Raw genomic sequence first — 25,492 nt, 5'->3', positions numbered from 1 at the left:
AAAAGGTGCTGAATTCAGCACCTTTTCAAATCTACGTTACAACGACGCTTTTACAGTTGCTCGGAGATCGAGATGTCCGCATCTGCGCGCAAGGCGGCAATGTAATTTTCATAGTCACTTTGGCTGTGCTGCATGGAAATACGCTGGCGCAAACCAGTTTGCTGAGCTTCTTCCATTTCGGCTGGCGGGTTAATCTTTAGCAGTTCTACAATTCCCACATCACCAGATGCCAATGGGCTGATTTCAAGGCTATTGCCAGCTTCAGGAGCCAGTCGGAACAACGCAGATACCAAGGCTCTTGGAACCTCGCTGGTGTTTCTGGTTACGGCCTCAGCGGTTTGCCAGCTCAAATCACGTTCGGCAAGCAGCGCTTCAGCATCTTCACCAGCCTGAATTTTTTCGACCAGTGCAGTTGCCCAGTTTTCTGCTTCCTGCTGGGCTTTTTGAGCACGTAGCGTAGCCACTATGCCGTCTTTTACTTCTTCAAGTGCCTGAGTGCGCTGAGGCTCATGGGCTACTACGCGCATAACCGCCACCTGGCCGTCATCCAGCTCAATCACCTCACTGTTAACACCTTCTTCTATCAATTCAGGTGAGAAAGCGACTTCAATGGCTTGCGGCACATTGAGTGGCGCTGGCGCACTTTGGCGGGAGAAAAGGCCTGTCTGCTGAATACGACCGTCTATGGCACCGGCCACATCTTCCAGCGTGTCCGGCATTTCAAACGCAATTTCCGCCATGGTATTTTGCAGCTCGTAGTAGCGTTCCATGGCTTTGTCAGTCAACAGAGTGTCGCGAATTTCTTCACTCACAGATTCAAGCGCGGTAATTTCCTCCGCCTTGATATCGGTCAGTTTAATGATATGAAAACCAAAATCAGAACGCACCACGCTACTGACATCGCCAACCTGCGCCAGGGCAAATGCGGCTTCGTCAAAAGCCGGATCCATCTCGTTAGCTGAAATGAAATCCAAATCACCACCGTTTTCAGCACTGAATGCATCGGCTGAATTCTTCTCGGCAACTTCGGCAAAGTCGGCGCCGTTATTGATTTCCGTCAGTAATGATTCGGCCTGCTGTTTAGCCGCCTCTTCATCATCACCGAACTCTACCAGAATATGGGAAACACGACGTTGCTCAGCGGTACGATAGCGATCCAGATTGTTCTGGTAGAACTCGGCTATGTCTTCATCTGTCACCTGCACATCGTCTTTCAATTCATCTGCTCTCAGAAGTACAAAAGCAACATCGACCAATTCGTCCGTATCAAACGCCGTGAGATTAGCCTGATAATAATTAAAAATTTCGTCATCCGACACAGTTACCTGTGCTTCAAACGGGCCGGATTCGATGGTCAGGTATCGTGCATCACGGGTCTGCGACTGCAATTGATATGCCTGGTCAATTTCTCCAGGCAATGCGAAAGCGGTGGCGCTAAGGCCGCGGGCCAGTTGCTCACGGGTCATCTGAACACGAAGATAATCTCTGAAATCACTGGGCTGAAAGCCACTTTGACGCAAAACAGCCTGATAACGCTCATTGTCAAACTGACCTGCATACTGAAACTCAGGCATTTGAACAATAGTTTGCTTGATTTGCTCATCACTGACACGCAAACCCAGATCGCGGGCCTTTTGCTCGATCAGTTTTTCGTTGATCAGCCGCTCAAGGACATTACGACGAAACTCACGAGTGTATCCCTCGCTGGCAAACAGGCTGGCGACGGCTTCTCCGTACTGGGATTCCATCCGTGCGCGCTGATTTTGATAGGCGCGTTCCAGACTGCTCAGACTGATTTCTTCACCATTGACAGTGGCTGCCGCTGAACTTCCTGATGAAGTCAGATAACTGCCTACACCGGCAAACACGAAACTCAATACAACCAGGCCAATAATGACCATGGCCCAAGGGCCTTGAGAGCCTTCTCTGATTCTTTCTAGCATGACTCGATTTCAACTCCGTTGCTTACAATGAAGCGCCTGGGTACATTTCCCGGCCCTGGCATGATTGCCGACCGCCCCAGACAAAAATAGGGCCGAATTATAGCTTATTCCTCAACACAAAGGCGAAAGTTTTACCTCCCGCTACAGTATGAACAGGTTAACTAAGTCCTGAAAATAAAACCCTATTTTTCACTATGGCCAACTTAAACGCGAATAAGGCATTGAAGAGGGAGGATTTGCTCCCAACAGATAAAAAGCGCTTAAGCTAAAGACCTGTGCACAAATAAAAAAGGCGATGGCATAGCCATCGCCTTTTTCAGGTATAAGTAGCTTAGTTACAAGCGTCTTTCAGAGCTTTACCAGCTTTGAAAGAAGGTACTTTAGCTGCGGCAATTTCAATCGTCTCACCAGTTTGAGGGTTACGACCACTGCGAGCAGAGCGCTCACGAACCGCAAAGGTTCCAAAACCTACCAATGCAACCTGGTCACCATCTTTCAGAGCGCCAGTTACTGCGTCGGTGAATGCGTCAAGAGCGCGTCCAGCAGCAGCTTTAGAAATGTCAGCACCAGCAGCGATTTGGTCGATAAGTTGAGACTTGTTCACTATTATAATCCCCTTCGATTGTTATTATACTATCTGTCCGCACTACTCTCGTAGATTGCCCGGACTTTATAACAAGCTTGAATAGTTACATCAAGCCACATGTTACAGTTTGTTAATTTTTAGTAGGTTCGCCACACCCCTTGATATACAAGGCTTAGAGCGAGTACTCAGCTAAGGTATCACAACTCCTGCGACTTGGAAGCCCCAAATTTAAAAAAAAATGGTAAAAGCCGCACCTAATGGTTATTTTTTATACAAATTAACGTAAAAAAAAGCTGCAACCCTTTAAAAAAGCGAGTTGCAGCCCTGCTGTCCGGGTTTAAACCGCACCCACAACCTGGAACGACTCTACCGGCTCCTGCAATGCTATATCCAAAACCTCATCAATCCACTTAACCGGGTGGATGGACAGATCCTGCTTCACGTTTTCCGGAATTTCCTCCAGATCCCGCTCATTTTCCTTAGGTATCACCACAGTTTTGATTCCACCACGATGAGCGGCAAGCAGTTTCTCTTTCAAGCCACCAATGGCCAGCACTTCCCCACGTAAGGTAATTTCCCCTGTCATGGCAACGTCGCACCGAACAGGATTTCCGGTTAGAGAAGAAACCAGCGCCGTACACATTGCAATACCAGCAGAGGGGCCATCTTTCGGTGTCGCACCTTCGGGTACGTGCACATGAATATCGCGCTTCTCGTAAAAGTCTGCATTAATGCGTAACTTCTCCGCACGACTGCGCACTACGGTCATGGCAGTTTGAATGGACTCCTGCATAACATCACCCAAAGAACCGGTGAAAGTCGTTTTCCCTTTACCTGGCACCGCCGTGGTTTCAATCGTCAGCAAATCTCCGCCCACCTGGGTCCAGGCCAGGCCAGTGACCTGACCAATCTGGTTGTCCTTATCGGCCTTGCCATAATCAAAGCGCTGCACGCCCAGAAAGTCCTTCAGATTTTCCTGAGTCACAACAACTTTGCTTTTATTCTTCGACAGCAGAATGTCTTTTACCGCTTTCCGGCAGATTTTTGAAATCTCACGCTCCAGACTGCGTACACCGGCTTCGCGAGTGTAATATCGAATGATTCCGATAATCGCAGACTCGGTAATATCCAGTTCATTCTTTTTAAGGCCATTGCGTTCCATTTGTTTGGAAATCAAATGACGGGTAGCAATATTCAGTTTTTCATCCTCGGTGTAGCCAGACAGACGAATGACTTCCATCCTGTCGAGCAGCGGCCCGGGAATATTCATGCTGTTCGAGGTAGCAACAAACATCACATCTGAAAGGTCATAGTCCACTTCCAGGTAGTGGTCGCTAAAGCTGTTGTTTTGCTCCGGGTCCAATACCTCCAACAGTGCGGAAGCCGGGTCACCACGCATATCGGAAGACATTTTATCTATCTCATCCAGCAGGAACAGCGGGTTCTTTACTTCCACTTTAGCCATTTTCTGGATCAGTTTGCCTGGCATGGAGCCAATGTAGGTTCGGCGATGTCCACGAATTTCCGCTTCATCCCGCACTCCCCCCAAGGCCATGCGCACGTATTTCCGGCCCGTTGCTTTTGCAATCGACTGGCCCAATGACGTTTTACCCACACCTGGTGGACCTACCAGACAGAGAATGGGGCCTTTCAGCTTTTTCACCCGCTGCTGTACTGCCAGATATTCGATGATCCTTTCTTTGACCTTATCAAGACCATAGTGGTCGGCATTCAATACCTGTTCAGCCCGCGCCAGGTCTTTTTTCACCGCGCTACGCTTGTTCCAGGGCACCGAAGTCAACCAGTCAATGTAACTGCGCACTACCGTCGCCTCAGCTGACATGGGTGACATCATCTTGAGTTTTTGCAATTCGGCTTTGGCTTTGTCCTCTGCTTCCTTGGGCATTTTAGCATCGGTGATTTTTTTGGTCAGAGTCTCAAATTCATCCGGCGCTTCATCCAGTTCGCCCAATTCTTTCTGGATGGCTTTCATCTGTTCGTTGAGGTAATACTCGCGCTGGCTTTTCTCCATCTGCTTTTTCACACGGGTACGAATTTTCTTTTCTACCTGCAGCAGATCAATTTCGCCTTCCATAAGTGCCATCAGGTATTCCAGACGTTCATTGACGCCCTTCATTTCCAAAACTTTCTGCTTCTCGGCAAGTTTCAGCGGCATATGGGCTGCCATTGTGTCAGCCAGTCGGGCAGCGTCGTCAATACCATTGAGAGAGGTCAGTACCTCAGGCGGGATCTTTTTGTTGAGCTTAACGTAACCTTCAAACTGCGATACCGCGGAGCGGATGAGTACTTCCTGTTCACTTTCTCCCAGCGGTTCGTCACTAATACGGCTTACCTCTGCAACGAAATAAGGTTCTGCCTGTGTGTAGCTGGCCACTTCGCCACGCACATTCCCTTCGACCAAAACCTTAACCGTCCCATCCGGTAACTTCAGTAACTGCAAAATGGTAGCAATCGTACCAACTGTATAAATGTCTTCATTTTCCGGTTCGTCAATGCTGGCGTCTTTCTGGGCAACCAAAAAAATCTGCTTGTCGTTTTCCATCGCAGCTTCCAGGCAACGGATGGATTTTTCGCGACCGACAAACAGTGGTATGACCATATGGGGGTACACAACCACATCCCGAAGTGCAAGGACGGGAATTTCTATGCGATTTTCACGCTCAACTGTCATACGTGTTCTCTATTTGTTAGTTATGTCGATGTATATGGGGATGGCGATTCAAAGTTCAAACCAATTCTGAGTACTGGGATCCTTTCTCTCTTCAGAACCTATACCATTATCGAAAAGCCAGACCAAGGCAAGTCATTCAGGAATTACGGGCACAAAAAAAAGGCCCTCAGGCCTTTTTTGGTTAAATTTCAGACTACTCTGCAGCAGCCTTTTTGTCATTGCTGGCGTAAATCAAAATAGGGTTAGACTCACCTTTGATAACGGTTTCGTCAATTACCACTTTGGTCACGTTCTCCATGGACGGTAATTCATACATGGTATCCAGCAAAACGGCCTCAACGATAGAACGTAACCCACGGGCACCGGTCTTGCGCTGCATGGCCTTTTTGGCAATAGCATGCAGGGCGTCTTCACGGAACTCCAGTTCAGTATCTTCCATGTTAAACAGCGCTGCATACTGCTTGGTGATTGCGTTTTTCGGTTCACGCAAAATCTGAATCAAGGCTTCTTCGTTAAGCTCTTCAAGGCTGGTTACCACAGGCAAACGACCGATAAATTCCGGAATCAAGCCATACTTCACCAGATCTTCCGGTTCTACCTGCTTAAACAGTTCACTGATGGCCTGTTTAGAGTCCTTGGATTTAACCTGCGCACCGAATCCAATACCGCTGCCGATGTGTGCACGCTGCTCAATCACTTTGTCCAGGCCGGCAAATGCTCCACCACAAATGAACAGGATCTTAGACGTGTCAACCTGCAAAAACTCCTGTTGAGGATGCTTACGGCCTCCCTGGGGCGGAACAGAAGCAACCGTACCCTCAATCAGTTTCAGCAAGGCCTGCTGAACCCCTTCACCGGAAACGTCGCGGGTAATAGAAGGGTTATCTGATTTGCGTGAAATCTTGTCGATCTCATCGATGTAAACAATGCCTCGCTGGGCTTTTTCCACATCGTAATCGCATTTTTGCAGCAATTTCTGAATGATGTTTTCAACGTCTTCACCCACGTAGCCGGCTTCGGTCAGTGTTGTAGCATCAGCCATGGTGAAGGGAACATCCAGCAAACGGGCCAGCGTCTCGGCTAACAGGGTTTTACCACTGCCGGTAGGGCCGATCAGCAGAATGTTGCTTTTACCCAGTTCAACTCCGTCATGCACGTCACCATTGCGCAACCGCTTATAGTGATTATAAACCGCGACGGAAAGCACCTTCTTCGCATGCTCCTGACCAATCACATAGTCATTCAGATGTGCATGGATTTCGTGGGGCTTGGGAAGTGCGTCCTGTTTTTGCCTGGGCGCAATTTCCTTGATTTCTTCACGAATAATGTCGTTGCATAATTCAACGCACTCATCACAGATGAAAACCGAAGGCCCTGCGATTAACTTTCTAACTTCGTGTTGGCTTTTGCCACAAAACGAGCAGTACAATAATTTATTGTCACCGTCTCCGCTCTGTTTATCACTCATTATTCATTGCCTCTGCCTTGCCTGAACCACCAAAATTAGCGGGGCCACCCCATTGGCTCAGGTTGTCTATAAACTATACTACTTAGTAGCGGCTGCGTCAGATCGATTTGTCAGTACCTGGTCAATTAGACCATACTCTTTGGCTTCCAGGGCACTTAAAAAGTTATCTCTGTCAGTATCACGGGCTACGGTTTCATAATCCTGCCCAGTGTGCTGTGCCATCAGACGGTTCAGTTTCTCTTTGATAGACAGGATTTCCTTGGCGTGAATTTCAAAATCAGAAGCCTGCCCCTGAAATCCACCCAAAGGCTGGTGAATCATCACTCGCGCGTTAGGCAGACAATAACGCTTACCTTTAGCCCCCCCTGAAAGCAAAAATGCTCCCATACTGGCCGCCTGGCCTACGCAAACAGTGCTCACATCTGGCTTGATGAAATTCATGGTGTCATAAATTGCCATGCCGGCCGTTACCGAACCACCAGGGGAGTTAATATAAAGATAGATATCCTTTTCCGGATTTTCCGCTTCCAGGAACAACATTTGAGCCACAATCAAATTGGCCATATGGTCTTCCACCTGGCCAACCAGGAAAATGACGTTCTCTTTCAGTAATCGAGAATAAATATCGTAGGACCTTTCGCCTTTGGACGTCTGCTCGACAACCATGGGGACCAAAGCGTTCTGTGGGTCAAATGGGGTATGTATCATAGCTACCTTGGATTCTTAGCGTTAAAAACAAAAATGCTCGGAGGGCTCCGAGCATTTAAGCAGTTGCTGACAGGTTAAGTCAATCAGGCAGTGAAAAATTACGCCTGTTTGTTCATAACCTCGTCAAAACCTTTGCTGACTTCCTGAGTTTTGGCTTTTTCCAATACCCATTCAATCGCCTGCTCTTCCAGAGCCACGTTTTGCATTTGCTGCATCAGTTCCTGATTATTTTTGTAATATTCAATAACTTCCTGTGGATCTTCATAAGCAGAAGCGGAGGTTTCGATCAGTTCGTTAACCTTGTTTTCGTCAGCTTTCAGTTCGTTAACCTTGATGATTTCACCTAACAGCAGACCAATGCTAACACGGCGCTTGGCATTGTCAGCAAACAGTTCCGCTGGCAGTTCCGGCAGGTTCTGACCACCGCCCTGCTGGCTGAAACGCTGCTTGGCCTGCTCACGCAGGGCGTTAACTTCCTGGTCAATCAGTGCCTGAGGAATATCAAATTCGTTTTTCTCAAGCAGCTTGGCAATTACGTCTTCTTTAACTTTGGCTTTCAAAGTCTGATCAAGTTCACGCTGCATGTTCTTGCGAACTTCAGTTTTCAGCGCGTCAACGCCACCTTCGTCAACACCGAACAGTTTGGCAAATTCATCATCAACTTCTGGCAGTTGCTGGCCTTCAACCTTTTTCACGGTAACGTCAAAAACGGCATCTTTACCTTTCAATGCTTCGGCGTGGTAATCTTCAGGGAAAGTCACTTCGACTTTCACTTCTTCGCCAGCTTTGGCACCCACCAGTGGCTTTTCGAAACCAGGAATCATTCGGCCTTTGCCCAATTCCAGGGTGAAGTCTTCTGCTTTGCCGCCGTCAAATTCTTCGCCGTCAATTTTTCCAACGAAATCAATAACGATACGATCATCTTTCTTGGCTTTGCGCTTAACTTCTTTCCAGCTGGCGTGCTGCTTCTGCAGAGTTTCCATCATGCTATCGAGGTCAGCATCGGTAATTTCAACTACCGGCTTTTCAATTTCGATCTCATCAACACCCTTAACTTCTACTTCCGGGTAAACTTCAAACGCAGCCACAAATTCCAGGTCTTCGCCATCCTGATCTTTGGTCAGTTCGAATTTTGGCATACCCGCCGGGTTAATTTTTTCCTGCACGATAGCCTGATAGAAATTACGCTGCATAACGTCGCCAGCGATTTCCTGACGGACTGCCTGGCCGTAACGCTTTGCGATTACACTCACTGGCACCTTGCCAGGACGAAAACCATTAATGCGCTGTGTTTTCGCCAGTTGCTGCAAACGGGATTTAACCGCAGAGTCAATGGACTCAGCAGGTACGGTAATAGTAAGACGGCGTTCTAAACCCTGGGTCGTCTCGACTGAAACTTGCATTGTGTTACCTCAACTTGACGCCTTATCAGACGTTTATATTCCCCTCCCTGCCCAGCCAGGCTCTTCGCCCACCACAACCGGGAGAGAGGCATAATTCAACGATAATAAACCGCTGGTATAAACCGTAGGTTAACTACATTGGTTAAAAAAAGACGCAGTAGTATACAGTCAGCACTTTGCTGAGTCGAGTATATTTATGCATTGACAACTGTCTCGCCCTGTAGGTAAATAACAAACTGTTTACATGAAACTCACGCGTTGTCTGACAACGATTCCCGCGAACGCTTAGTAACCTCATGCAGTTAAGGATGAAACGTGCGGCCAGTAGATGTATGTCAAGCGCACCTTGAGAACATTCGATTTTCCGCTAATGCGCTGGGCGCGGTGCTGGAATGTCCAGCCCTTTCTGCTCACCATCCACGATTATGGGCCCCGCCCCACATACCTCAGCCCCCTGTGTGTGTGCGTGTGGAGTCGCTGCTTTATAAAGCCGAGGAATACTACGTTTCCCCATGCAAAAATTACCGTTTTTACCGCTGTCAGGATAATCTGCTGCTTGTTGAGATAGGCCAACAGGCGCCACCTCGACCCAACCTTGTCAAGGCAGAGGAATATCCGCATTCCAGGCGCCAGACTCCGGCACAGCATACTTCATCCAGGCCATGCTGGCTGTGTCTTACTTTTGATGGCCCTCCGCCAGGGTGGCTGCTAAGCGGCATTGATCATCCGGAATTCGCACACCAGCGGCAAAATTTTTTGCGCCTGCTCGACACTCATACCCAGCTTCTCAGGCTGATGGTGAGCCACAACAGTCTGCTTTCAGATCCCCTTACGCAACTCAACTCCCGTGTAGTACTGCAAAGTGAACTGGGGTTATTGTGTGAGCATCATTCAGTGGGGCTGATAATGATTCACTGTCGGGACTTTCACAGCATTAATCAGAAGTTTGGCCATGCAGCCGGTGACCGGGTTATCACGGAAATTTCAGCCCAGCTCAAACGGGTTACCCGCAATGAGGACCTGCTGTGTCGATTTGGCGGAGCCCTGTTTGGCGTGGGTTTGCCGGTAAACCACGCCGATGAAACTGAACAGGTTGCCCGCAAGCTCCAGGACAGTCTTCAAAGCCAGCAATACCTCGACAATGCCGTCTCACTTTGCTTCAGCACGGGACTGGCTACCCTTATGTTTGACGAGAGCATTAAATCAAGCAGCGAGAAAGCCGGGATCCTGATTTCACGCGCCGACCAGGCCCTCAAGGCGGCCCAGCAACAATCTGAGCCTTCCATTACCAGTTGGAAAAGCGGACACTTTTCCCTGGAAGCGACACAATTTGGTTATTTAGGCGGAATATTCACCGCCGACACCGTGACCGATTACCGCAATATGTTGCTGTTATGGGATATATCTTCAATCATTGCTGACGAGAATGACTTCCAGGCGTTACTGCAACAGGTCATCCATCGTTTGGCACAAACCTTTGATTTTCATATTGCAGGGCTTTACACCCCCTCGCAGCACCCCGATTCCCTGTTGCTTTATGAAATCAACAATAATGATGAAGCGGTTCCTTTTGCTGCGGAACATGCGCATCATCACGCAATACTTGAGTCTCTGACCTCAAATCTCACCCAGTCTCAGCAAATTGCAGAATTCGAGGATAACGACGTGATTGCCGTGCTGATCCCGTTAAGCATGGAAACCGAAGACTTCTTCTATTTCAGAGCTCACCCCAACCGCTTCAGTGTTACCCAGGACACCAAAGTTCTGCTTTGCGGACTGACCCGGCAAATGGGTAAGGCATTGCGGCGAGCCCGGCTGGAAGCCCAGTTCAACAAACAACTGGTGACCCAAAAAGAACGCCTGCAAACTGAGCTGGAAGAACTGAAAGAAAATATCAAATCCAGCCTGATGGTGTTTCGCTCTGAGTCCATGCATCATCTGATGCGTCAGGCCAAGCGCGCCGCACTTACCGACACCACAGTGCTGATTTTGGGCGAAAGTGGAACCGGCAAAGAACGCCTTATGCACGCCATACACAAATTCAGCCCACGACGTGAAAAACCTTTTGTGATTGTGGATTGCGGTTCCATCCCGGAAACCCTGATTGAGTCTGAATTATTCGGTCATGCCAAAGGAGCTTTTACTGGTGCGCAAAAAAGTAGCCGCGGAAAATTCCAGGAAGCGGATGGAGGCGTTCTGGCACTGGACGAAATTGGCGAGTTGCCTCTGGCGATGCAAACCAAATTACTGCGCTTTGTTCAGGAAAAGCATTTTACTCCCGTGGGCAGCCACGAGTATATCCGGGTTGATGTAAAAATCATTGCAGTAACCAACCGGGATCTGATGCATGAAGTGCAGCAGGGGCGTTTTCGCAAAGACCTGTACTACCGGCTGAATGTAGTCACCCTGCACTCACCGCCACTGCGCGAGCGCAAGGAAGACATACCGCTATTGGCACGGCATTTTTTAAATCGCTACGCCAAGCAGTACGATAACGAGAATAAATTTCTTTCTGAACAGGCTCTGGCCAAAATGCAGCAGTACGATTGGCCCGGAAATATTCGTGAACTGGAAAACAGACTGATGCAAGCCGCATTGCTCACCGACACCCAGGAAATTCGTTGGCAGGACCTGAATTTAGATCCACAGACTGCAGCTACGCTTCCCTCCAACTCAGATAATCCAGCCCTTTTTACTTCAACAAACCACTTTCCACCGCCAATCCCATCAACGGGGAAAACGCAGGAAATACAACAGGCGCCCTGTGATGTGGCTGCTGGGTTCTCACTGCCGGAAGCTGACTCTCAAGCCTGCCTCACCAAAGTCAGTGAGGCACTGAAGGAGGTACTTCAGCAGATACAAAGCAGCGCCGTATTCTTCCACTCACCCGTTGGAATCTGGCTGGAGGACGAAATCCTCCAGCAAACCTTTGTTCAGCAGCAAGGTAATGTGAAGGCCACCGCCATTCAGTTGCATATGTCACAAAGTACAGCGCGTCGCAGGATTGACAAGATTGGTCAGAATGGAAGCGATCGCCCGCCGGCCTGGGCTGAGGTTCAAAAAGCCCTGGCTCCCATAGCCCAAGGCAAGTGTATTATTGACGGATGCTTGGACACCCTGAAATTGTGCCTGTTGCAACAATTACTGGCGTCCAACCCCAGCTCCATGTCACTGGCAGCGGAAATCCTTGGTGTAAGTGAGCCCACACTTTACAAATGGAAAAAAAAGCTCACTCATAGACAGCAGAATAATCCGGTCTTCACTGCCAAAGCCCTGAACTGATTCAGCTAACAAGTTTGCCGCTATTTGCCGTTTTATAGAGCCGGGCAGGCCGAAATTCGCGTTTTGTGAGGTGTAAAACAGGTGGCCGCCTGCAATGCAGGAAGGGGCCGGCTGTACAGATACCCCTGATAAAAATCGCACCCTTTGGCCTGCAAAAAGGCCAGTTGCGCGGGCTCTTCAACACCCTCGGCAACCACATCGAAATCCAATCGGTTCGCCAAAGCAAGTATGGCTTCAATAATTGCCAGGTCAGGCGCATTTTCCGCAATCTGAGAAACAAATGATTTTTCGATCTTGAGCGTATCGATTGGCAAATGCTTAAGGTAACTTAATGAAGAGTAACCGGTTCCGAAATCGTCTATCGCAAGGGTGATCCCCAATTCCTTCAGACTTTTAAGCCGGCTTATATTTTCATTCACATCACTCATAATAATGCTTTCGGTCAGTTCCAGCTCAATAAAACTGCCGTCAACGCCATAAAATTTCAGCGTATTAGCGACTTTCTCAACGAAATCCGACTTAAAAAACTGCAATGCCGACACATTCACCGCCACCCGCTGACAGTTCACCCCCTCAGACAACCAGGTTCGAATCTGCCGACAAACCTGAGCCAGAACCCAGTCCCCCAGCATCGCGATCAAGCCCGACTCTTCCGCTATGGGAATAAATTCATCCGGAGGAATAAAGCCAAATTCCGCATGTTGCCATCGGCACAAAGCTTCCATACGCGTCACATCACCGGTGCTGGCGTTAACCTGCGGTTGATAGTGCAGGGAAAACTGGCCGCATTCCAGCGCTTTACGCATTTCCGATTCCAGTAGTAAGCGGGTTCGGGCCGCAGATTCCATATTCGGGTTATAAAATGTGATTGGATCCCCCGGGCAGGATTTTGATGCGTACATCGCCTGTTCGGCTTTGCGCAACAAGGTATCCACCTTCTCACCATCTTCATAAAAGACTGCCACACCAATACTGGCCGACATCACCATCTCGTAACCGTCTAACACCAATGGAACAGAAATCGCTTCCAGCAATCGGTTAGCAATTGACAGCAAGGTACTGACCTCACTCACCCCATCTATGTATAACGTAAATTCATCCCCCCCCATTCGGGCCAGGATTTGTTGCGACTGCACGTGGCTGACATCGCGCATAATCATGTCGCTGTCGCGGATCACCGAAGCCAGCCTGCGCGCCAGCACTTTAAGAATATAGTCACCGGTCTGGTAATCAAAGGAACTGTTGACCCGTTTGAAGTCGTCCACATCCACCAGCATCACTGCGCCACCGATACGTTGATCCGAGGCCTGTTTAAGACATTGTTCAAACTGGTATTTGAAATGTCGTCGATTCAACAGACCGGTTAGCGAATCAATATGGCGGGTGTCTATTTCTTCCACTTGCGGGGACTGCTGATGCCGGGTCCGGGCACACCTGAGCATCTGTTCAATGCGAAAGCCCAACGCCGAAGGTGACCCGTAATTGAGGGCATAAAATTCTGAGGCTCCACTTTCCCGCAATGCCTCAATGGTGTTGTTGTCAGCCTCGTCCACCAGCATCAAAACCGGCTGTTCAGCGAAACCACGCTTACCACGGATTTCACGGCAGAATGCAAATCCATTGCCATTGAATGCCTGATCAATCAATACCAGCGCAGGATATTCCCCTTCGAGGTAACTTAAGGCTGTTGCTGCGCAGAAGACATGCTCAGCCTCCCAGTTTACCGGCGTGCTCAGTAACGCAGCGAGTTCCCTGCAGGTTTTACTCGCACAAATCAGAACCTTAAGTGAGTTACCGCTTTGCTCAAATCGCATAGGGATCCTTGTGGTAATCGGCTTATTCGGTGGCAACACTTTTCAGACAGCTGCGCTGACGCACCCTGATGTAACGCTTATCGACGCCTTCCTGAAGATGATGCGTCAGGGTATTCATCACACTTAATGGCACTTCGTCGTTGCTTTGCACCAGACCGGTCCAACAATTACGCCCCGCTTCCTTGGACATGTACAGAGCGCTGTCAGCAATCAAATGCACCTGCTCCCAGGTAAGCGCCTCCGGACAGTGATGGGAATAAGGGAAACAGCTGTAACCAATCGAACTGGACAGATACATTTTTTGTTTAAGGCCAATATCGAAGCCATGATTAGCGATGGCCTCACGTAGCCGTTCTGACAGAATCTCCACTTCCCTGAGTGACTGAATCTGACCAATCAACAAAAATTCATCGCCTCCCCATCGGATCACTGTATCGGCACTTCGTGATACCTCCCTCAGTAAATCGCTGACCTGCATGATGACCTGATCGCCTGCATCGTGCCCAAAGTTGTCGTTAATAGGCTTGAATCCATCGAGATCAAACATCAGGAAGAACAGCCTAGGCCCTTCTGTTGCGGACACTTTGCCGGCTTTTTTGGCCTTGTCAAACGCCCGCATTACCCGGGAAGTCTGCTGCTCTATGATATTGTTAAGGTAACGGCGGTTATGCAAACCGGTAAGCTGGTCCGTCACACTGGCGTTCAGCAGCCGTTTGTTGGCCTCACTCAGTTCACTGGTGCGCTTGGCGACTTCAAGCTCCAGTTCATGACGATAGTTGGCTTCCTTGGTTAGTTTGCTCTGGTAGGAGCGGTACAACCAAAAAATCATACCCAGGATCAACAGGCTGTAGATGGTGTAGGCCCACCAGGAATACCAGGGAGCAGGCAATACCGTTAATGCGACGTCCGCACCCTGATGGTTCCATACCCCATCGTTGTTGGAAGCTTTTACCTTGAAAACGTAATTGCCCGCCGGCAGGTTGGTGTATGTTGCCTTGCGGATATCTCGGGCTTCAATCCAGTCCTTATCAAACCCCTGCAATTTGTAGGCATACCTGTTGTTGCTGGGTGAAGCGTAATCCAGGCCGGCAAACTCAAATGCAATCAGGTAATCCTTGTGGGAAACCTCCACCCGCCCCTGGCGGCGCTGCAAAGCATCCAGCGACTCAATCTCATTGAGTCGCTGGAACTTGGTTAAAACCACCGGCGGCACATGGGAATTGGGAGAAATGTCCTTAGGATAGTAAGCCGTTACACCATTGGTACCACCGAAGTAAAACCGTCCTTCCCGGCTTTTGTGGTAGGCCCCTGCGTTAAATTCGTTGCCCTGCAAACCATGGGATGAGTCGTAATTCAGCAGCGAACGTTCTGACGGATCAAATTTGGTCATCCCCCGGTTGGTACTCATCCAAAGCATGCCATCCTGATCTTCCAGAACCCCGTAAACCACGTTACTGGGCAACCCGTAGTGGCGGTTGAAACGTTCGAATTCGTAGCGATGATTGGCCCGGTTGCTCGCGCTAAGCAAATTAAGGCCTCCGCCTTGCGTACCAACCCACATATTGCCTTTGCTGTCTTCCAGAACAGACCAGACTACATTTGAGCCCAGTGAGTTTGGAACGTCTGGATCATGATTAAGTCGAAACGATGTTTCCGTGGCCGGGTTAAAAACGTTCAATCCACCATCCCAGGTTCCCACCCACAGCAGTCCACGGGAATCACGGGTTACCGATAACACCTTGTTACTGCTGAGCGACTGGGGATCATTTGGATCATTCTGGTAGCGGATAAAGCGGTCATTTCTGGCATCGTACATATTCAGGCCGCCGTTGAAAGTAGCAACCCAGAAATTATCGCCTTCAGCGTGCTCAAAGGCAGTAACCCCGTTTGCACCCAGGCTGTAGGGGTCAGAATCCGAAAAGCGATAATGACGAAATTCACCGGTTTGGCGGTTCAGACGGGTCAGACCTTTATCCCGGTAACCGATCCAAAGTTCGTTGTCATTCCGGGAGAAAAGTGCCATTACCTTGTCACTTTGCAGCGACTGCTCCGGGTTAGCCATGTCTGACAGATACACCTTCGCGTTTCCGGTTTTGGTATCAAGAAGATTCAGACCACCCTCGTAGGTTCCCACCCAAACCTGGTCCTCACCGGCGTCCCAGAACGTATTGATGTGGTTATGGCTGAGACCTTCGCCAACCCTGTCTCCAACATGATAGTGAGCAAAATTAGCGGTAGCGATGTTCCATTTGTTCAGGCCGCTGTAAGTACCAACCCAGAAAACCCCGCCCCTGTCCTGCATGACTGAAGCTATTTTGTTTCCTGACAGACTGTAACTATCTTTGGGATCATGACGAATCGCTTCAAACTGCTGGCTAACTGGCGACCAGTTAAATAAACCGGCATCCGTCGCCAGCCACACTTTCTTGTCTCTGGATTCAAAAATATCCACCACAATCAGCCCCGCAAGGTCTTCCGGCTGGGAAAATTCGCTAGCCGGTTCCGTGGCAACCGACAGATTGATGACAGCGACCCCAGAGCCAAACGTACCGACCCAAAGCTGCTGGTTAGCGTCAACCATCAAAGAGCGGGTACGTCCGGCCTGCAACCCACTAATGCGCGCAAATTCATCCGGAGATACGGAGAGGCTGTTGCTCACGGGATCATAGCGATAAACCCCTCCATCACTGCCAATCCATAATCCGCCGGCAATGTCTTCGGTTATAGCGTGTATTTTGTTTGCCTTTTCACCCAGCGACCCGAGCATGGCGATCCGTTGTATCTGACCGGAAGCAGGATTGAATTTATTAAGCCCTGCGTCCGTCCCAAGCCAAATTCGCCCCTGCTGGTCCTTATGAATGGCCCTCACGTTATCATTGGACAGAGACGCGGTATCATTTGGGTCGTGACGAAAATTTGAAAACAGCTGACTGGCTTTATCAAAGACGTTCAGCCCGCCCCGGGTAGCTATCAGTAACAGCCCATCCTGTGTTTCATTGATGTCATAAACCCAGTCGGAACTGAGCGTATCCGGGCGCATGTCATTGTAGGAATACACAGTGAAATGATACCCGTCAAAACGGTTGAGCCCCTCCTGGGTACCAAACCACATGTATCCATCACTGTCCTGAAACGAAGCCAGCACACTTTCCTGGGACAATCCATCGACCAGCGACAGACGATCAAAACGAATATTCTGTTCGGCAAAACTGGCATTGGCCAAAAGCAATGCCAGGCCAGCCAGAACTTTTATCACTATTGAGGTAAATTTTTTTTTCAACATGGTTGCTTTCATTCACGCAAAAGGACCTGAAATATGCGTGAAAGTACTCCTTCACTAAAATGGGCAACTGATTTAGACCAACACTGTACTTTCCAGTACAGTTTGTTTATTTATCAATAAATACACTGCGTTACTACTGTTTCAAAGTCTGTATTTTGTAGCTGAAGAAACACGGTGAACGCCCCTAAACATTGGGGCGTTCCAGCTTCATTTCTGTTACTGATGAGTATCGCCGCTTTCTTTTTTCACTGTCGCTTCATCCCAGACCGAACCTTCGTTCCACACAGTGCCTTCGTTCCAAACCGTACCTTCATTCCACACCGTGCCCTCATTCCATACCGTGCCTTCATTCCACACCGAACCCTCATTCCATACGGTGCCTTCGTTCCACACAGTACCTTCATTCCAAACAGTGCCTTCGTTCCAGACCGTTCCTTCACTCCATACCGCTCCACTGTCTGACACCAGATAGAACTGACCATTTTCATCTATTTGGGTTGGGCCCTGATAATGAGAAGTTCCGGCCAAATCGGCATTGATATCCAAACCACTGTTTGCACAGCCACGCTGGAACATCAGTACAGCGTTATAGGCATCTACAAGACCGGCTCCCTGCGCGAATGGGCTGTAGGCCAGCATGCCATCCGGCGTAGACGCGGCTTTAGAACTGGACATTATGCTGCATTTCACATCGTCCGGGCTCAACCATGGGGCGTTCTGCAATATCAGCGCAGCGATACCCGCAACCACCGCCGCAGACTGGGACGTGCCAGAGATAACCTGATAGTCCTCACCAAACAAATCTTTGGTGTAATTTTGCATAATGGAGAGTGAATCAACCTTGGTACTGATGTGCCCACCCCAGGAAACAACATCCGGCTTGACAAAGCCGTCCTCTGTTGGGCCACGTGAAGAAAATGTCGTCATTCTGTCATCAGAATAATCATAGGGTGTATAACTGTCCGTGATGGCACCAACAGTGATCACGTAGGGCACGTTACCCGGCGCGGTAATGGTCATCGCCTCAGTACCGGTATTACCTGCAGAGGTCACAACTACAACCCCGGCCTGCCACAGTTTCATAACTGCCTGATTGATTGGGTCTTCCCAATAATGAGAGCGCACTTCTGCACCAAGCGACAAATTCACTACTTTGATTCTGTGAATAGTACGGTTGTTATAAATCCAGTTGAGGCCATCCAATACGATGGAGTAGGAACTGTTGCCCATGGCATCAAAGGCTTTAACGGAAACCAGATCAACGTCTGGCGCAATACCGTTAAACTTGCCGTTTGCGTTAAGACTGCTGGCGATAATGCCTGCGACGTGGGAACCATGACCATTCTGGTCATCGTTTAGCGGCATACTCTGCTGACCGTTTCTGGCATTGTATTTGGCCAGAACCCGTTGCTGCCCCCGGCTATCAGTTAGCAGGTGAGCCCCTTTAGTGCCCTGCATGTTAGTACCACTGTCCAGTACCGCCACAACCACACCGTCACCCTTCAACCCCATCTGATGCAGTTGGGCTGCGCGGGTTTGGGTTGCAACAAAATTATCCACTGCGAATTGTTGCGTCACCCCCATCGTCACAACCTTTCTGTCATCGGTCAGACGAATCTGGCTGTTCTGAGCCAGCAGTTGAGCCTGGCTTGAGGTAAGCAATGCGCTGACAGCATTGATAATGGGAAATTCCCGGGAAACTTCGCCTCCCACATGGTGGATCGCCCGAATGAGTGCATCGGCGGGTAACCCCTGAACAATATAGGATTTTTCCCCGCGCTGATTTTCGACCACCGGCGGGGTGACACTTGCGGCCGGTACGCTTTCGTTAACGGTTGCAGAGCCATTCATCAAGGTAGCTGAAATTCCATACGCTATGGTCAGCGCTGCAGCCAACAGTGTCTTACAGGAATTACTGAACGTCATAGTAATACTCCGAGTTTTCATCCTTTGAACTTCACTGCTGAGTATTTGCACAGCTCGTGCCAAGTAAACCAAGTAAACGCAAAGCATTGTTTTTATTGATAATAATTAAATATCTCACCATAAAACATGAGATTGGACTTAAATTATGAAACCCGTTCGCGCAAATGTTTAATTCATTTTTTAAGTCAAATTAATTATTCTGATCCCAATTTTTAAGTCATAAGCAAGCTCAGGAACTAAGCTGAAATTAAATCGCACTTTGCCATTGGCATGCTGTCTTTTCCCGTGCTAGCGTGAAACCATCCTCCACGCAGTAATCGGTACCATGCAGTATGCGCAAGAGACATTTAGCCGGATTGCTTACCGTGGGTCTGGGAGTTGTTGGCGCCACGGTGCTGATGCGTTCACAACAACCAGCCTACGCTCCCAAACAGATGCCTGAGCCACTTTCAACAGCATCGTCCACCTCAAAAACCCTGCAACCGTCAGTGCTATCAGCCCTGCCGGACCAGGTGCCGGGATTTGAAGCGATGGGATTAGAACTTATGGGTATTGCCTACAGTTCAGACACGGCACGAAGCAGCGCACTGATAGCGTACCAGCAACAGAGGTCTCTCTATTCTATTGGCGATGAAGTGGCAGATAGCGGTGTCATTGTGCGCGCGATAGAACCCCATCTCGTGGAAGTGAGCTACCATGGCCGGACCTGGACGCTGAGGCTGAGTCAGGGGCAGCACCAGCCTGACGAAAGTTCAGAAAAGTCCCAAAAGAATAAACCTGTCGGTGAAGCCCAGGAAATTGGTAATCGGCCGCGCAAACTCGAACACATTGTGCGCCCGATACCCGGGGGTGATTCCAATCAGGGGCTCGGCGTTATGCCCGGCGTAAACCCGGCCCTGTTTGCCAGTGCCGGCTTCCTTCCAGGCGACACACTGCTTACTGTGAATGGCCTGGATGCTGATGACCCCACCCTGGCAGAGGCCATAGATAGCGCGGTACGCGTTGCCCATACCCTGAAATTTGAAGTGTTGCGCAATGGACAGAGAGTCGCGCTGTTTCTGGACATTCCTTCCGAAACACTGAAAATTCTGTGAGGTAATTTAAAAATTTACGATCAAGATTTTTGGGATAAATTGAGAATATCGAATGGTCGGTGAGACAGGATTTGAACCTGCGACCCCTTGTACCCAAAACAAGTGCGCTACCAAGCTGCGCCACTCACCGAACTGAAAATTGGTATATCTGACGAGTCAGGAATACGCAGACGTGGTGCGGAAGGAGAGACTTGAACTCTCACGCCGTGAAGCACTGGAACCTAAATCCAGCGTGTCTACCAATTCCACCACTTCCGCAGGAAAGTGGGGTGGACGATGGGACTTGAACCCACGACAACCGGAATCACAATCCGGGGCTCTACCAACTGAGCTACGCCCACCACAGGGAGTATGCAAAACGCATGCTTGACCCGTCTTTAACCGGCAACCAGCGTTGCAAGCTAAAGTGTAACATAAAGCACGTCTTTGTCAGACTGCTTATGTACCCGGTTCAATCCGCCTGACCCGCACGTGGCGCGTCCGGCAGGATTCGAACCTGCGACCCACGGCTTAGAAGGCCGTTGCTCTATCCAGCTGAGCTACGGACGCTCGACGAATCTGCGTTTGCAAAATGGTCGGTGAGACAGGATTTGAACCTGCGACCCCTTGTACCCAAAACAAGTGCGCTACCAAGCTGCGCCACTCACCGACTCTGTAACGGCGTGAATTTCACTACCGCTACGGGGGGCGCATATTACCTACTTGCCCTAACCTCGTCAAACACTTTTTTGAGCAAAATACCCAAGCGCTCACAAAGCCATCACATTGCTGCTTTTTGCGCCACTTTGTACTTCCGGTAGCAGAGTCCCGGCAATTCCATCAACTCCATGGGCAAATATGCGTAGATTGATCAGCCTGATACTTTGCGATGACAGTAAGTTATGAAACAATACGCACCTTTGCTTAGCTTTGTCAGACACAAAATACGCTATGACCGCTCATCTGATTGACGGCAAACTGATTGCCAAACAAGTTCGCCAACACGTTGCCTCCTATGTAGATTCGCTTAAAGAAGCAAAGAAACGTCCGCCTGGCCTCGCCGTAGTGCTGGTCGGCAGCGACGCAGCCTCACAAGTTTATGTAGCCAACAAGCGCAGAGCCTGTGAAGAGGTGGGCTTTGTATCCCGCTCCTATGACCTGCCCGCCGACAGTAGCCAGCAGGCGTTGCTTGAGTTGGTTGACACTCTGAATGAAGACCCTGAAATTGATGGGATCCTGGTACAGTTACCCCTTCCGGCCGGGCTCAATGCCGAACAGATTCTCGAGCGTATTCACCCGCACAAAGACGTGGATGGGTTCCACCCTTACAACATTGGCCGCCTGGCCCAGCGTATTCCGGCTCTGCGCCCCTGCACGCCTAAAGGCATCATGACCATGATTGAGGCTACCAAGCGCCCGGTGAAGGGCTTGGACGCAGTCATCGTTGGTGCATCCAACATTGTGGGCAGGCCTATGTCACTGGAATTGTTGCTGGCGGGCTGTACAGTTACCACCTGTCATAAATTTACCCAGGATTTGAAGGCCCACGTCAATCGAGCCGACCTGCTGGTAGTGGCGGTAGGCAAACCCAATTTTATTCCGGGAGACTGGATCAAGCCCGGCGCAATTGTGATCGATGTGGGTATCAATCGCCTCAACGATGGCAGCCTGGTAGGGGATGTGGACTTTGAACGCGCAAAAGAGCGCGCAGGCTGGATAACGCCGGTTCCAGGGGGCGTAGGCCCAATGACAGTTGCCAGCCTGATTGAAAACACGCTGGAAGCGTACGTCAAATATCACTCATGAACACAAACCGGGTGATTGAAGCTACGCGCAAATGGCTGGATGACGTTGTCATTGAGCATAATTTTTGCCCGTTTGCGCGTTTTGTCCGACACCCGGAGCGTATTCACTATGCCGTTTGTCAAGAAGCCAGTGATGAAGCGATATTGACTCAGCTGCTGCAGGAGTGCCAACGGTTGGACGAACAGCCAGGCATAGCAACCACCCTGCTGATGGTTCCGGCCGGTTACGACGATTTTGAAGGCTACCTGGATCTGCTGACCATTGCCGAGCAGTTTCTCCATAGCTGGGGTTATGAAGGTATCTATCAGCTGGCAAGCTTTCACCCGCGCTATGTATTCGAAGGCGAACCAGAGGATTCGCCCGGGCATTTTACCAATCGCGCACCCTACCCCACCTTTCACCTGATACGTGAAGCCGACATTGAACGGGCATTGCAGGATTACGGTGATCCGGACCAGATTTACCAGCAAAACATTGCACTGGCGGAAGAAAAAGGCTGCCCGTACTTTCAGGCGCTTCTGAATGGGTGCCTGAACCCGTCCGGCAAAAAGTAGCGTTTTCGACAGCATGCTACTCAAAGTTTCTTACAATAAAAAACGCCCGATATCAAAACCGATAGCGGGCGTTTAATCTCATTAAAAAAGAGCCCTTACTGCTCAGGCTTTTCCACTAAATCGTCCAGCGCTTTTCTGAACGGCTGGGCCTGAAAATCCGAAAGCAAAAACACCCAGTCACTTACCCAGTGCCCTGAATCCGGCGTATTAAACCAGATTCGGAAGCTGCCACTTTCATCGGCATTACTGAGGTGGCCAAATACTTTGCTGCCATCTTTGAGCGAGAACGTCACTGCGGAATGCGGCTCAGCGTTATCCCACTCGCTGTCTGCAAAAGGCGTTACCCTCTGGTAGCGAAATTCCACCAAGTCGGAAACCGTTTGCTCAAGCACCCCGGGATAGACCAGTGTCTGTTCCTGGTCAATTGGTTCCAGTTGCCAGCCTTCCTCGCCATCATCAGAGCGCTTAATAGTGAAACTCCCGCCCTGATTCTGGAAGAGCACAGAATCAATGTCTGGAGCCGTAAACGGCAAAACTTCCTGCTGCAACCAGTCACTGGCAGAATCCGGAACCGTGATCACTCCGTCCAGCAGACAACTGACAGCGCTGTCCGGCAGGCGGGCATAGTTACCCAGACCGTTGGAAGCAACATTGCCCAGCAGCACCTGCCACTCACTGTCCCCTGCAGACAGCGAAATCTTGACAGACTGCGCATCGTCCTGCGCGAGAGACTCCACCCCTAATCGGGCATAATTCTCAGGCTTTCGAGTTTTATACTCAAGAATATGGGCCTCGCTTAACTCGCTGACCAAATCCGATAACGGCGCTATATCCACCGGAAATGTACGCTGAGTATCAAGATGGGTTGCCAGCCACCTCTCTCCCTCGCGACGCGCGCTGAACAGGGTACCGGCCGCATTCTCAATCCTGATCTGATCGATGTTCAACGCCTGCGGTGCCAAACCCTCCAACAGAAGTTGTTGCGCATTCGCCTGAACTGTTGCATTGCTGCCAGTCAGGGAGCGGGCACTGTCATGGCCTCCCGAGTTCAACCAGAACCCTGCGCCAACCGTTGCGGTAACCAGGCCGGTAAGAACAAGAACACGTACACTCATAGCGCTTCTCCCCGATATTCCTTGCCTGCCCGCCGCCTAAACAGCTTGGCCAGCCCAAACAACACAATTACCAGCAATAATGGCGCCACGGCGATATTGAGAAACTTGAGCCAGTTTCCCAATCGGTCGATGTCACGTTCCAGCTGGTAGCGCACATCCCGCAGTTCCTTGCGTATTGCAACCCGCTGTTCAACAAATTCGTCAATGGCGGCCTGCTGCTCCTGAGTCAGTACCAGCGCCCCACCCTGCCCTGGCTGGCTCTGCAACTGGGCAAGCTGTTCCTCGGTTTGTGCGAGTTGAGCCTGTAAACGCTCTTCCTGCTCACGGAATCTGGCTTCCGCCTGTAATTCCAGACTCTGAACCCGGGTAAACGGGCGGGCAAACGTCCCCCGGCTGCGAACGCTGATCAGTGCATTGCTACCGGCCAGGTTTTCCGCCGCATTGGTGACAAAATCACCGTTATTGGCAAAGGGCGTAAATATTGTCTGGCCGAAGAAGTTGCTTTGCTGAACCCAGAATCGGTCCGCCAACCAGTCTGCGTCTGATACTAGCACCAGGTTTAACTTGTCCGTTGCTGCAACAAACTCAACATCGTCGTCCATAGCCTGCTCAAACGCCGAATTTGCTGAGCCGGTCACCCGGGCTGCAACCACATAACTTTGAGGTGCCGCTCCAAGATTACGCTGAAGTTGCTCCGGGTCCTGGGTCTGGGCATACAGGTCTGCTGGCATCAGGGTTGCGTTGTCCGAACTGCTCGCCAGAGTCTCCAGCTTCAGTTGGCTTTTCGCCGCAAGCTGAATGGCCCCCATGGAAGCCCCATTAATCGATTCAAGGTTCGCGGTAGTAACATCTTCGCGGTTGAGGTTTTGCGAAGTCAGCCCCAGAATTCCCGGGTGCATCACAATGCCGCCGCTTGGCGCACGAATGTCCAGCCCCAGCTGGGCATCCAGCACTACCTCTGGCAACACTTCCACGCCCCATTTCTGCAGCATGGGTAACTCAGACTGATTTGCGCCCATGGAGCCCATCATCGACATGGGATCAGACTCATAGTGCGGGTCAACGAACGCCAGGATCCGCCCCTGGTGCATGGCAAACTGGTCCACCGCGTATGCCAGCGACTCAGATAACCCTTTGGGGTGGGCCAGAATCACCACATCCGTGCCTTCTGGCAGGTCAGATTGCGAACTGCTGACCACCTGCACATCGTAAAGCTGAGCCAGCTGCTCATAGAAAACCATGGCCGGACTGAACTGACCTGTCATAGGGTTTTGCCCACCGGTCACGGGAAGATCGGTAACCAGAGCCACAGTCACCGGCTCAGGGTCACTGAGCTGGTAAATCAGTTTGCTGATGTCGTACTCCAGAAACTGCTCTTTTTGCGGGTCAAAAAACGCGATGGAAAAATGATCATCCAGTGCATTGGTTCCGGCCAGGCCAAAATAAATGGCTTCGCCAACCGGGCCGATGGTGGCACCGGTCAGGCCCAGCTGATTGGCCTTGTCCTCGGCTTCCGAGAACGGCTCAGGGTCAATCACTTCAAGTCTGACTTTACCATTGGATGCCTGTTCATACTCTTCCAGCAAGCTGCGCACCCGATCAGCGTAATTGCGCAGGCTGGTCATGCCCTTTGAGGTTGAATCGGAAAAGAAATAATACAGAGTGATGGGCTCGTCCAGTTCACCCAGCACGTCCTTACTGCCCTGCGAGAGGGAATACACCTGATTTTCGGTCAAATCTGCCCGCACCGTACTGAGCAGTTGATTGTTAACTACTACCAGGCCGGCAAAAAGCAGCACCAGTAACACCAAGCTGAAAATTGCAGAAGTCTTTTTCATG

15 protein-coding genes and 5 tRNA genes are annotated in these 25,492 nt (G+C 50.2%); 4 read left to right on the top strand and 16 right to left on the bottom strand.

Annotated features, from left to right (window positions below; translation table 11 throughout):
• Positions 1-50: 50 nt before the first annotated feature.
• The 6 genes from DXV75_RS02325 to tig all read right to left on the bottom strand — a co-directional run bounded on the left by DXV75_RS02325 (position 51) and on the right by tig (position 8,800).
• Positions 51-1,943 (bottom strand): SurA N-terminal domain-containing protein, encoded by a 1,893-nt coding sequence (locus DXV75_RS02325; RefSeq protein ID WP_115591598.1) that lies wholly within the window; start codon positions 1,941-1,943, stop codon positions 51-53.
• A gap of 331 nt (positions 1,944-2,274) precedes the next feature.
• Positions 2,275-2,547, bottom strand: a complete 273-nt coding sequence (gene hupB, locus DXV75_RS02320) for a nucleoid-associated protein HU-beta (protein WP_115591597.1) — start codon at positions 2,545-2,547, stop codon at positions 2,275-2,277.
• A 319-nt stretch (positions 2,548-2,866) separates the two neighbouring features.
• Positions 2,867-5,221: an endopeptidase La gene (lon, locus tag DXV75_RS02315; RefSeq protein ID WP_115591596.1), complete on the bottom strand. Its 2,355-nt coding sequence runs from the start codon at positions 5,219-5,221 to the stop codon at positions 2,867-2,869.
• A gap of 193 nt (positions 5,222-5,414) precedes the next feature.
• Positions 5,415-6,689 (bottom strand): ATP-dependent protease ATP-binding subunit ClpX, encoded by a 1,275-nt coding sequence (gene clpX, locus DXV75_RS02310; protein WP_115591595.1) that lies wholly within the window; start codon positions 6,687-6,689, stop codon positions 5,415-5,417.
• A 78-nt stretch (positions 6,690-6,767) separates the two neighbouring features.
• Entirely contained in the window at positions 6,768-7,397 is a 630-nt protein-coding gene (gene clpP / locus DXV75_RS02305; protein WP_115591594.1) for an ATP-dependent Clp endopeptidase proteolytic subunit ClpP, read from the bottom strand.
• A 98-nt stretch (positions 7,398-7,495) separates the two neighbouring features.
• A complete protein-coding gene (tig, locus tag DXV75_RS02300; RefSeq protein ID WP_115591593.1) occupies positions 7,496-8,800 on the bottom strand; it encodes a trigger factor in 1,305 nt (434 codons plus the stop codon).
• Positions 8,801-9,115: 315 nt separating this feature from the next.
• Between tig and DXV75_RS02295 the strand changes: the two genes are divergently transcribed.
• Positions 9,116-12,082 carry a sigma 54-interacting transcriptional regulator gene (locus DXV75_RS02295; protein WP_147291785.1) on the top strand — a complete coding sequence of 989 codons (2,967 nt, stop codon included), beginning with the start codon at positions 9,116-9,118 and terminating at the stop codon, positions 12,080-12,082.
• Between the two features lie 32 nt (positions 12,083-12,114).
• Here DXV75_RS02295 and DXV75_RS02290 read toward each other — a convergent pair whose 3' ends face one another.
• The 3 genes from DXV75_RS02290 to DXV75_RS02280 form a co-directional block, all read right to left on the bottom strand.
• Positions 12,115-13,896: a GGDEF/EAL domain-containing response regulator gene (locus DXV75_RS02290; RefSeq protein WP_115591591.1), complete on the bottom strand. Its 1,782-nt coding sequence runs from the start codon at positions 13,894-13,896 to the stop codon at positions 12,115-12,117.
• 22 nt (positions 13,897-13,918) lie between these two features.
• Positions 13,919-17,179 (bottom strand): ligand-binding sensor domain-containing protein, encoded by a 3,261-nt coding sequence (locus DXV75_RS02285; RefSeq protein ID WP_181898326.1) that lies wholly within the window; start codon positions 17,177-17,179, stop codon positions 13,919-13,921.
• 216 nt (positions 17,180-17,395) lie between these two features.
• Positions 17,396-19,105 (bottom strand): S8 family peptidase, encoded by a 1,710-nt coding sequence (locus DXV75_RS02280; protein ID WP_181898325.1) that lies wholly within the window; start codon positions 19,103-19,105, stop codon positions 17,396-17,398.
• A gap of 332 nt (positions 19,106-19,437) precedes the next feature.
• Between DXV75_RS02280 and DXV75_RS02275 the strand changes: the two genes are divergently transcribed.
• Positions 19,438-20,199: a type II secretion system protein N gene (locus DXV75_RS02275; protein WP_115591588.1), complete on the top strand. Its 762-nt coding sequence runs from the start codon at positions 19,438-19,440 to the stop codon at positions 20,197-20,199.
• Between the two features lie 53 nt (positions 20,200-20,252).
• Here the strand turns inward: DXV75_RS02275 and DXV75_RS02270 are convergent.
• From DXV75_RS02270 to DXV75_RS02250, 5 genes are all read right to left on the bottom strand, one after another.
• Positions 20,253-20,329: transfer RNA gene (locus DXV75_RS02270), tRNA-Pro, on the bottom strand.
• A 43-nt stretch (positions 20,330-20,372) separates the two neighbouring features.
• Positions 20,373-20,457 (bottom strand) — tRNA-Leu (locus DXV75_RS02265).
• Between the two features lie 7 nt (positions 20,458-20,464).
• Positions 20,465-20,540, bottom strand: a tRNA-His gene (locus DXV75_RS02260).
• A 131-nt stretch (positions 20,541-20,671) separates the two neighbouring features.
• Positions 20,672-20,748, bottom strand: a tRNA-Arg gene (locus DXV75_RS02255).
• A gap of 23 nt (positions 20,749-20,771) precedes the next feature.
• Positions 20,772-20,848, bottom strand: a tRNA-Pro gene (locus tag DXV75_RS02250).
• A 281-nt stretch (positions 20,849-21,129) separates the two neighbouring features.
• Between DXV75_RS02250 and folD the strand changes: the two genes are divergently transcribed.
• Positions 21,130-21,984: a bifunctional methylenetetrahydrofolate dehydrogenase/methenyltetrahydrofolate cyclohydrolase FolD gene (gene folD / locus DXV75_RS02245; RefSeq protein WP_115591587.1), complete on the top strand. Its 855-nt coding sequence runs from the start codon at positions 21,130-21,132 to the stop codon at positions 21,982-21,984.
• Positions 21,981-22,538 carry a DUF1415 domain-containing protein gene (locus DXV75_RS02240; protein ID WP_115591586.1) on the top strand — a complete coding sequence of 186 codons (558 nt, stop codon included), beginning with the start codon at positions 21,981-21,983 and terminating at the stop codon, positions 22,536-22,538. Before folD ends, DXV75_RS02240 begins: the two co-directional genes overlap by 4 nt.
• 95 nt (positions 22,539-22,633) lie before the next feature.
• Here the strand turns inward: DXV75_RS02240 and DXV75_RS02235 are convergent, their stop codons facing one another.
• Positions 22,634-23,653: a DUF4340 domain-containing protein gene (locus DXV75_RS02235; RefSeq protein ID WP_115591585.1), complete on the bottom strand. Its 1,020-nt coding sequence runs from the start codon at positions 23,651-23,653 to the stop codon at positions 22,634-22,636.
• Positions 23,650-25,491 (bottom strand): GldG family protein, encoded by a 1,842-nt coding sequence (locus DXV75_RS02230; RefSeq protein ID WP_115591584.1) that lies wholly within the window; start codon positions 25,489-25,491, stop codon positions 23,650-23,652. Before DXV75_RS02230 ends, DXV75_RS02235 begins: the two co-directional genes overlap by 4 nt.
• Position 25,492 lies beyond the last annotated feature (1 nt).

Origin of the sequence: Alteromonas aestuariivivens (assembly GCF_003367475.1) — a bacterium.
Lineage (GTDB): Bacteria > Pseudomonadota > Gammaproteobacteria > Enterobacterales > Alteromonadaceae > Alteromonas > Alteromonas aestuariivivens.
Note: the sequence above shows the minus strand (reverse complement) of the source record. Positions and strands in the feature narration are given on the sequence as shown.

Bases quoted from the DNA above. Each gene is read 5' to 3' on its own strand.
- DXV75_RS02240 (WP_115591586.1), top strand. From the start codon at position 21,981: ATGAACACAAACCGGGTGATTGAAGCTACGCGCAAATGGCTGGATGAC.
- lon (WP_115591596.1), bottom strand. From the start codon at position 5,221: ATGACAGTTGAGCGTGAAAATCGCATAGAAATTCCCGTCCTTGCACTT.
- DXV75_RS02230 (WP_115591584.1), bottom strand. From the start codon at position 25,491: ATGAAAAAGACTTCTGCAATTTTCAGCTTGGTGTTACTGGTGCTGCTT.
- DXV75_RS02280 (WP_181898325.1), bottom strand. From the start codon at position 19,105: ATGACGTTCAGTAATTCCTGTAAGACACTGTTGGCTGCAGCGCTGACC.
- DXV75_RS02325 (WP_115591598.1), bottom strand. From the start codon at position 1,943: ATGCTAGAAAGAATCAGAGAAGGCTCTCAAGGCCCTTGGGCCATGGTC.
- clpP (WP_115591594.1), bottom strand. From the start codon at position 7,397: ATGATACATACCCCATTTGACCCACAGAACGCTTTGGTCCCCATGGTT.
- DXV75_RS02275 (WP_115591588.1), top strand. From the start codon at position 19,438: ATGCGCAAGAGACATTTAGCCGGATTGCTTACCGTGGGTCTGGGAGTT.
- DXV75_RS02285 (WP_181898326.1), bottom strand. From the start codon at position 17,179: ATGTTGAAAAAAAAATTTACCTCAATAGTGATAAAAGTTCTGGCTGGC.
- DXV75_RS02235 (WP_115591585.1), bottom strand. From the start codon at position 23,653: ATGAGTGTACGTGTTCTTGTTCTTACCGGCCTGGTTACCGCAACGGTT.
- DXV75_RS02290 (WP_115591591.1), bottom strand. From the start codon at position 13,896: ATGCGATTTGAGCAAAGCGGTAACTCACTTAAGGTTCTGATTTGTGCG.
- folD (WP_115591587.1), top strand. From the start codon at position 21,130: ATGACCGCTCATCTGATTGACGGCAAACTGATTGCCAAACAAGTTCGC.
- tig (WP_115591593.1), bottom strand. From the start codon at position 8,800: ATGCAAGTTTCAGTCGAGACGACCCAGGGTTTAGAACGCCGTCTTACT.
- clpX (WP_115591595.1), bottom strand. From the start codon at position 6,689: ATGAGTGATAAACAGAGCGGAGACGGTGACAATAAATTATTGTACTGC.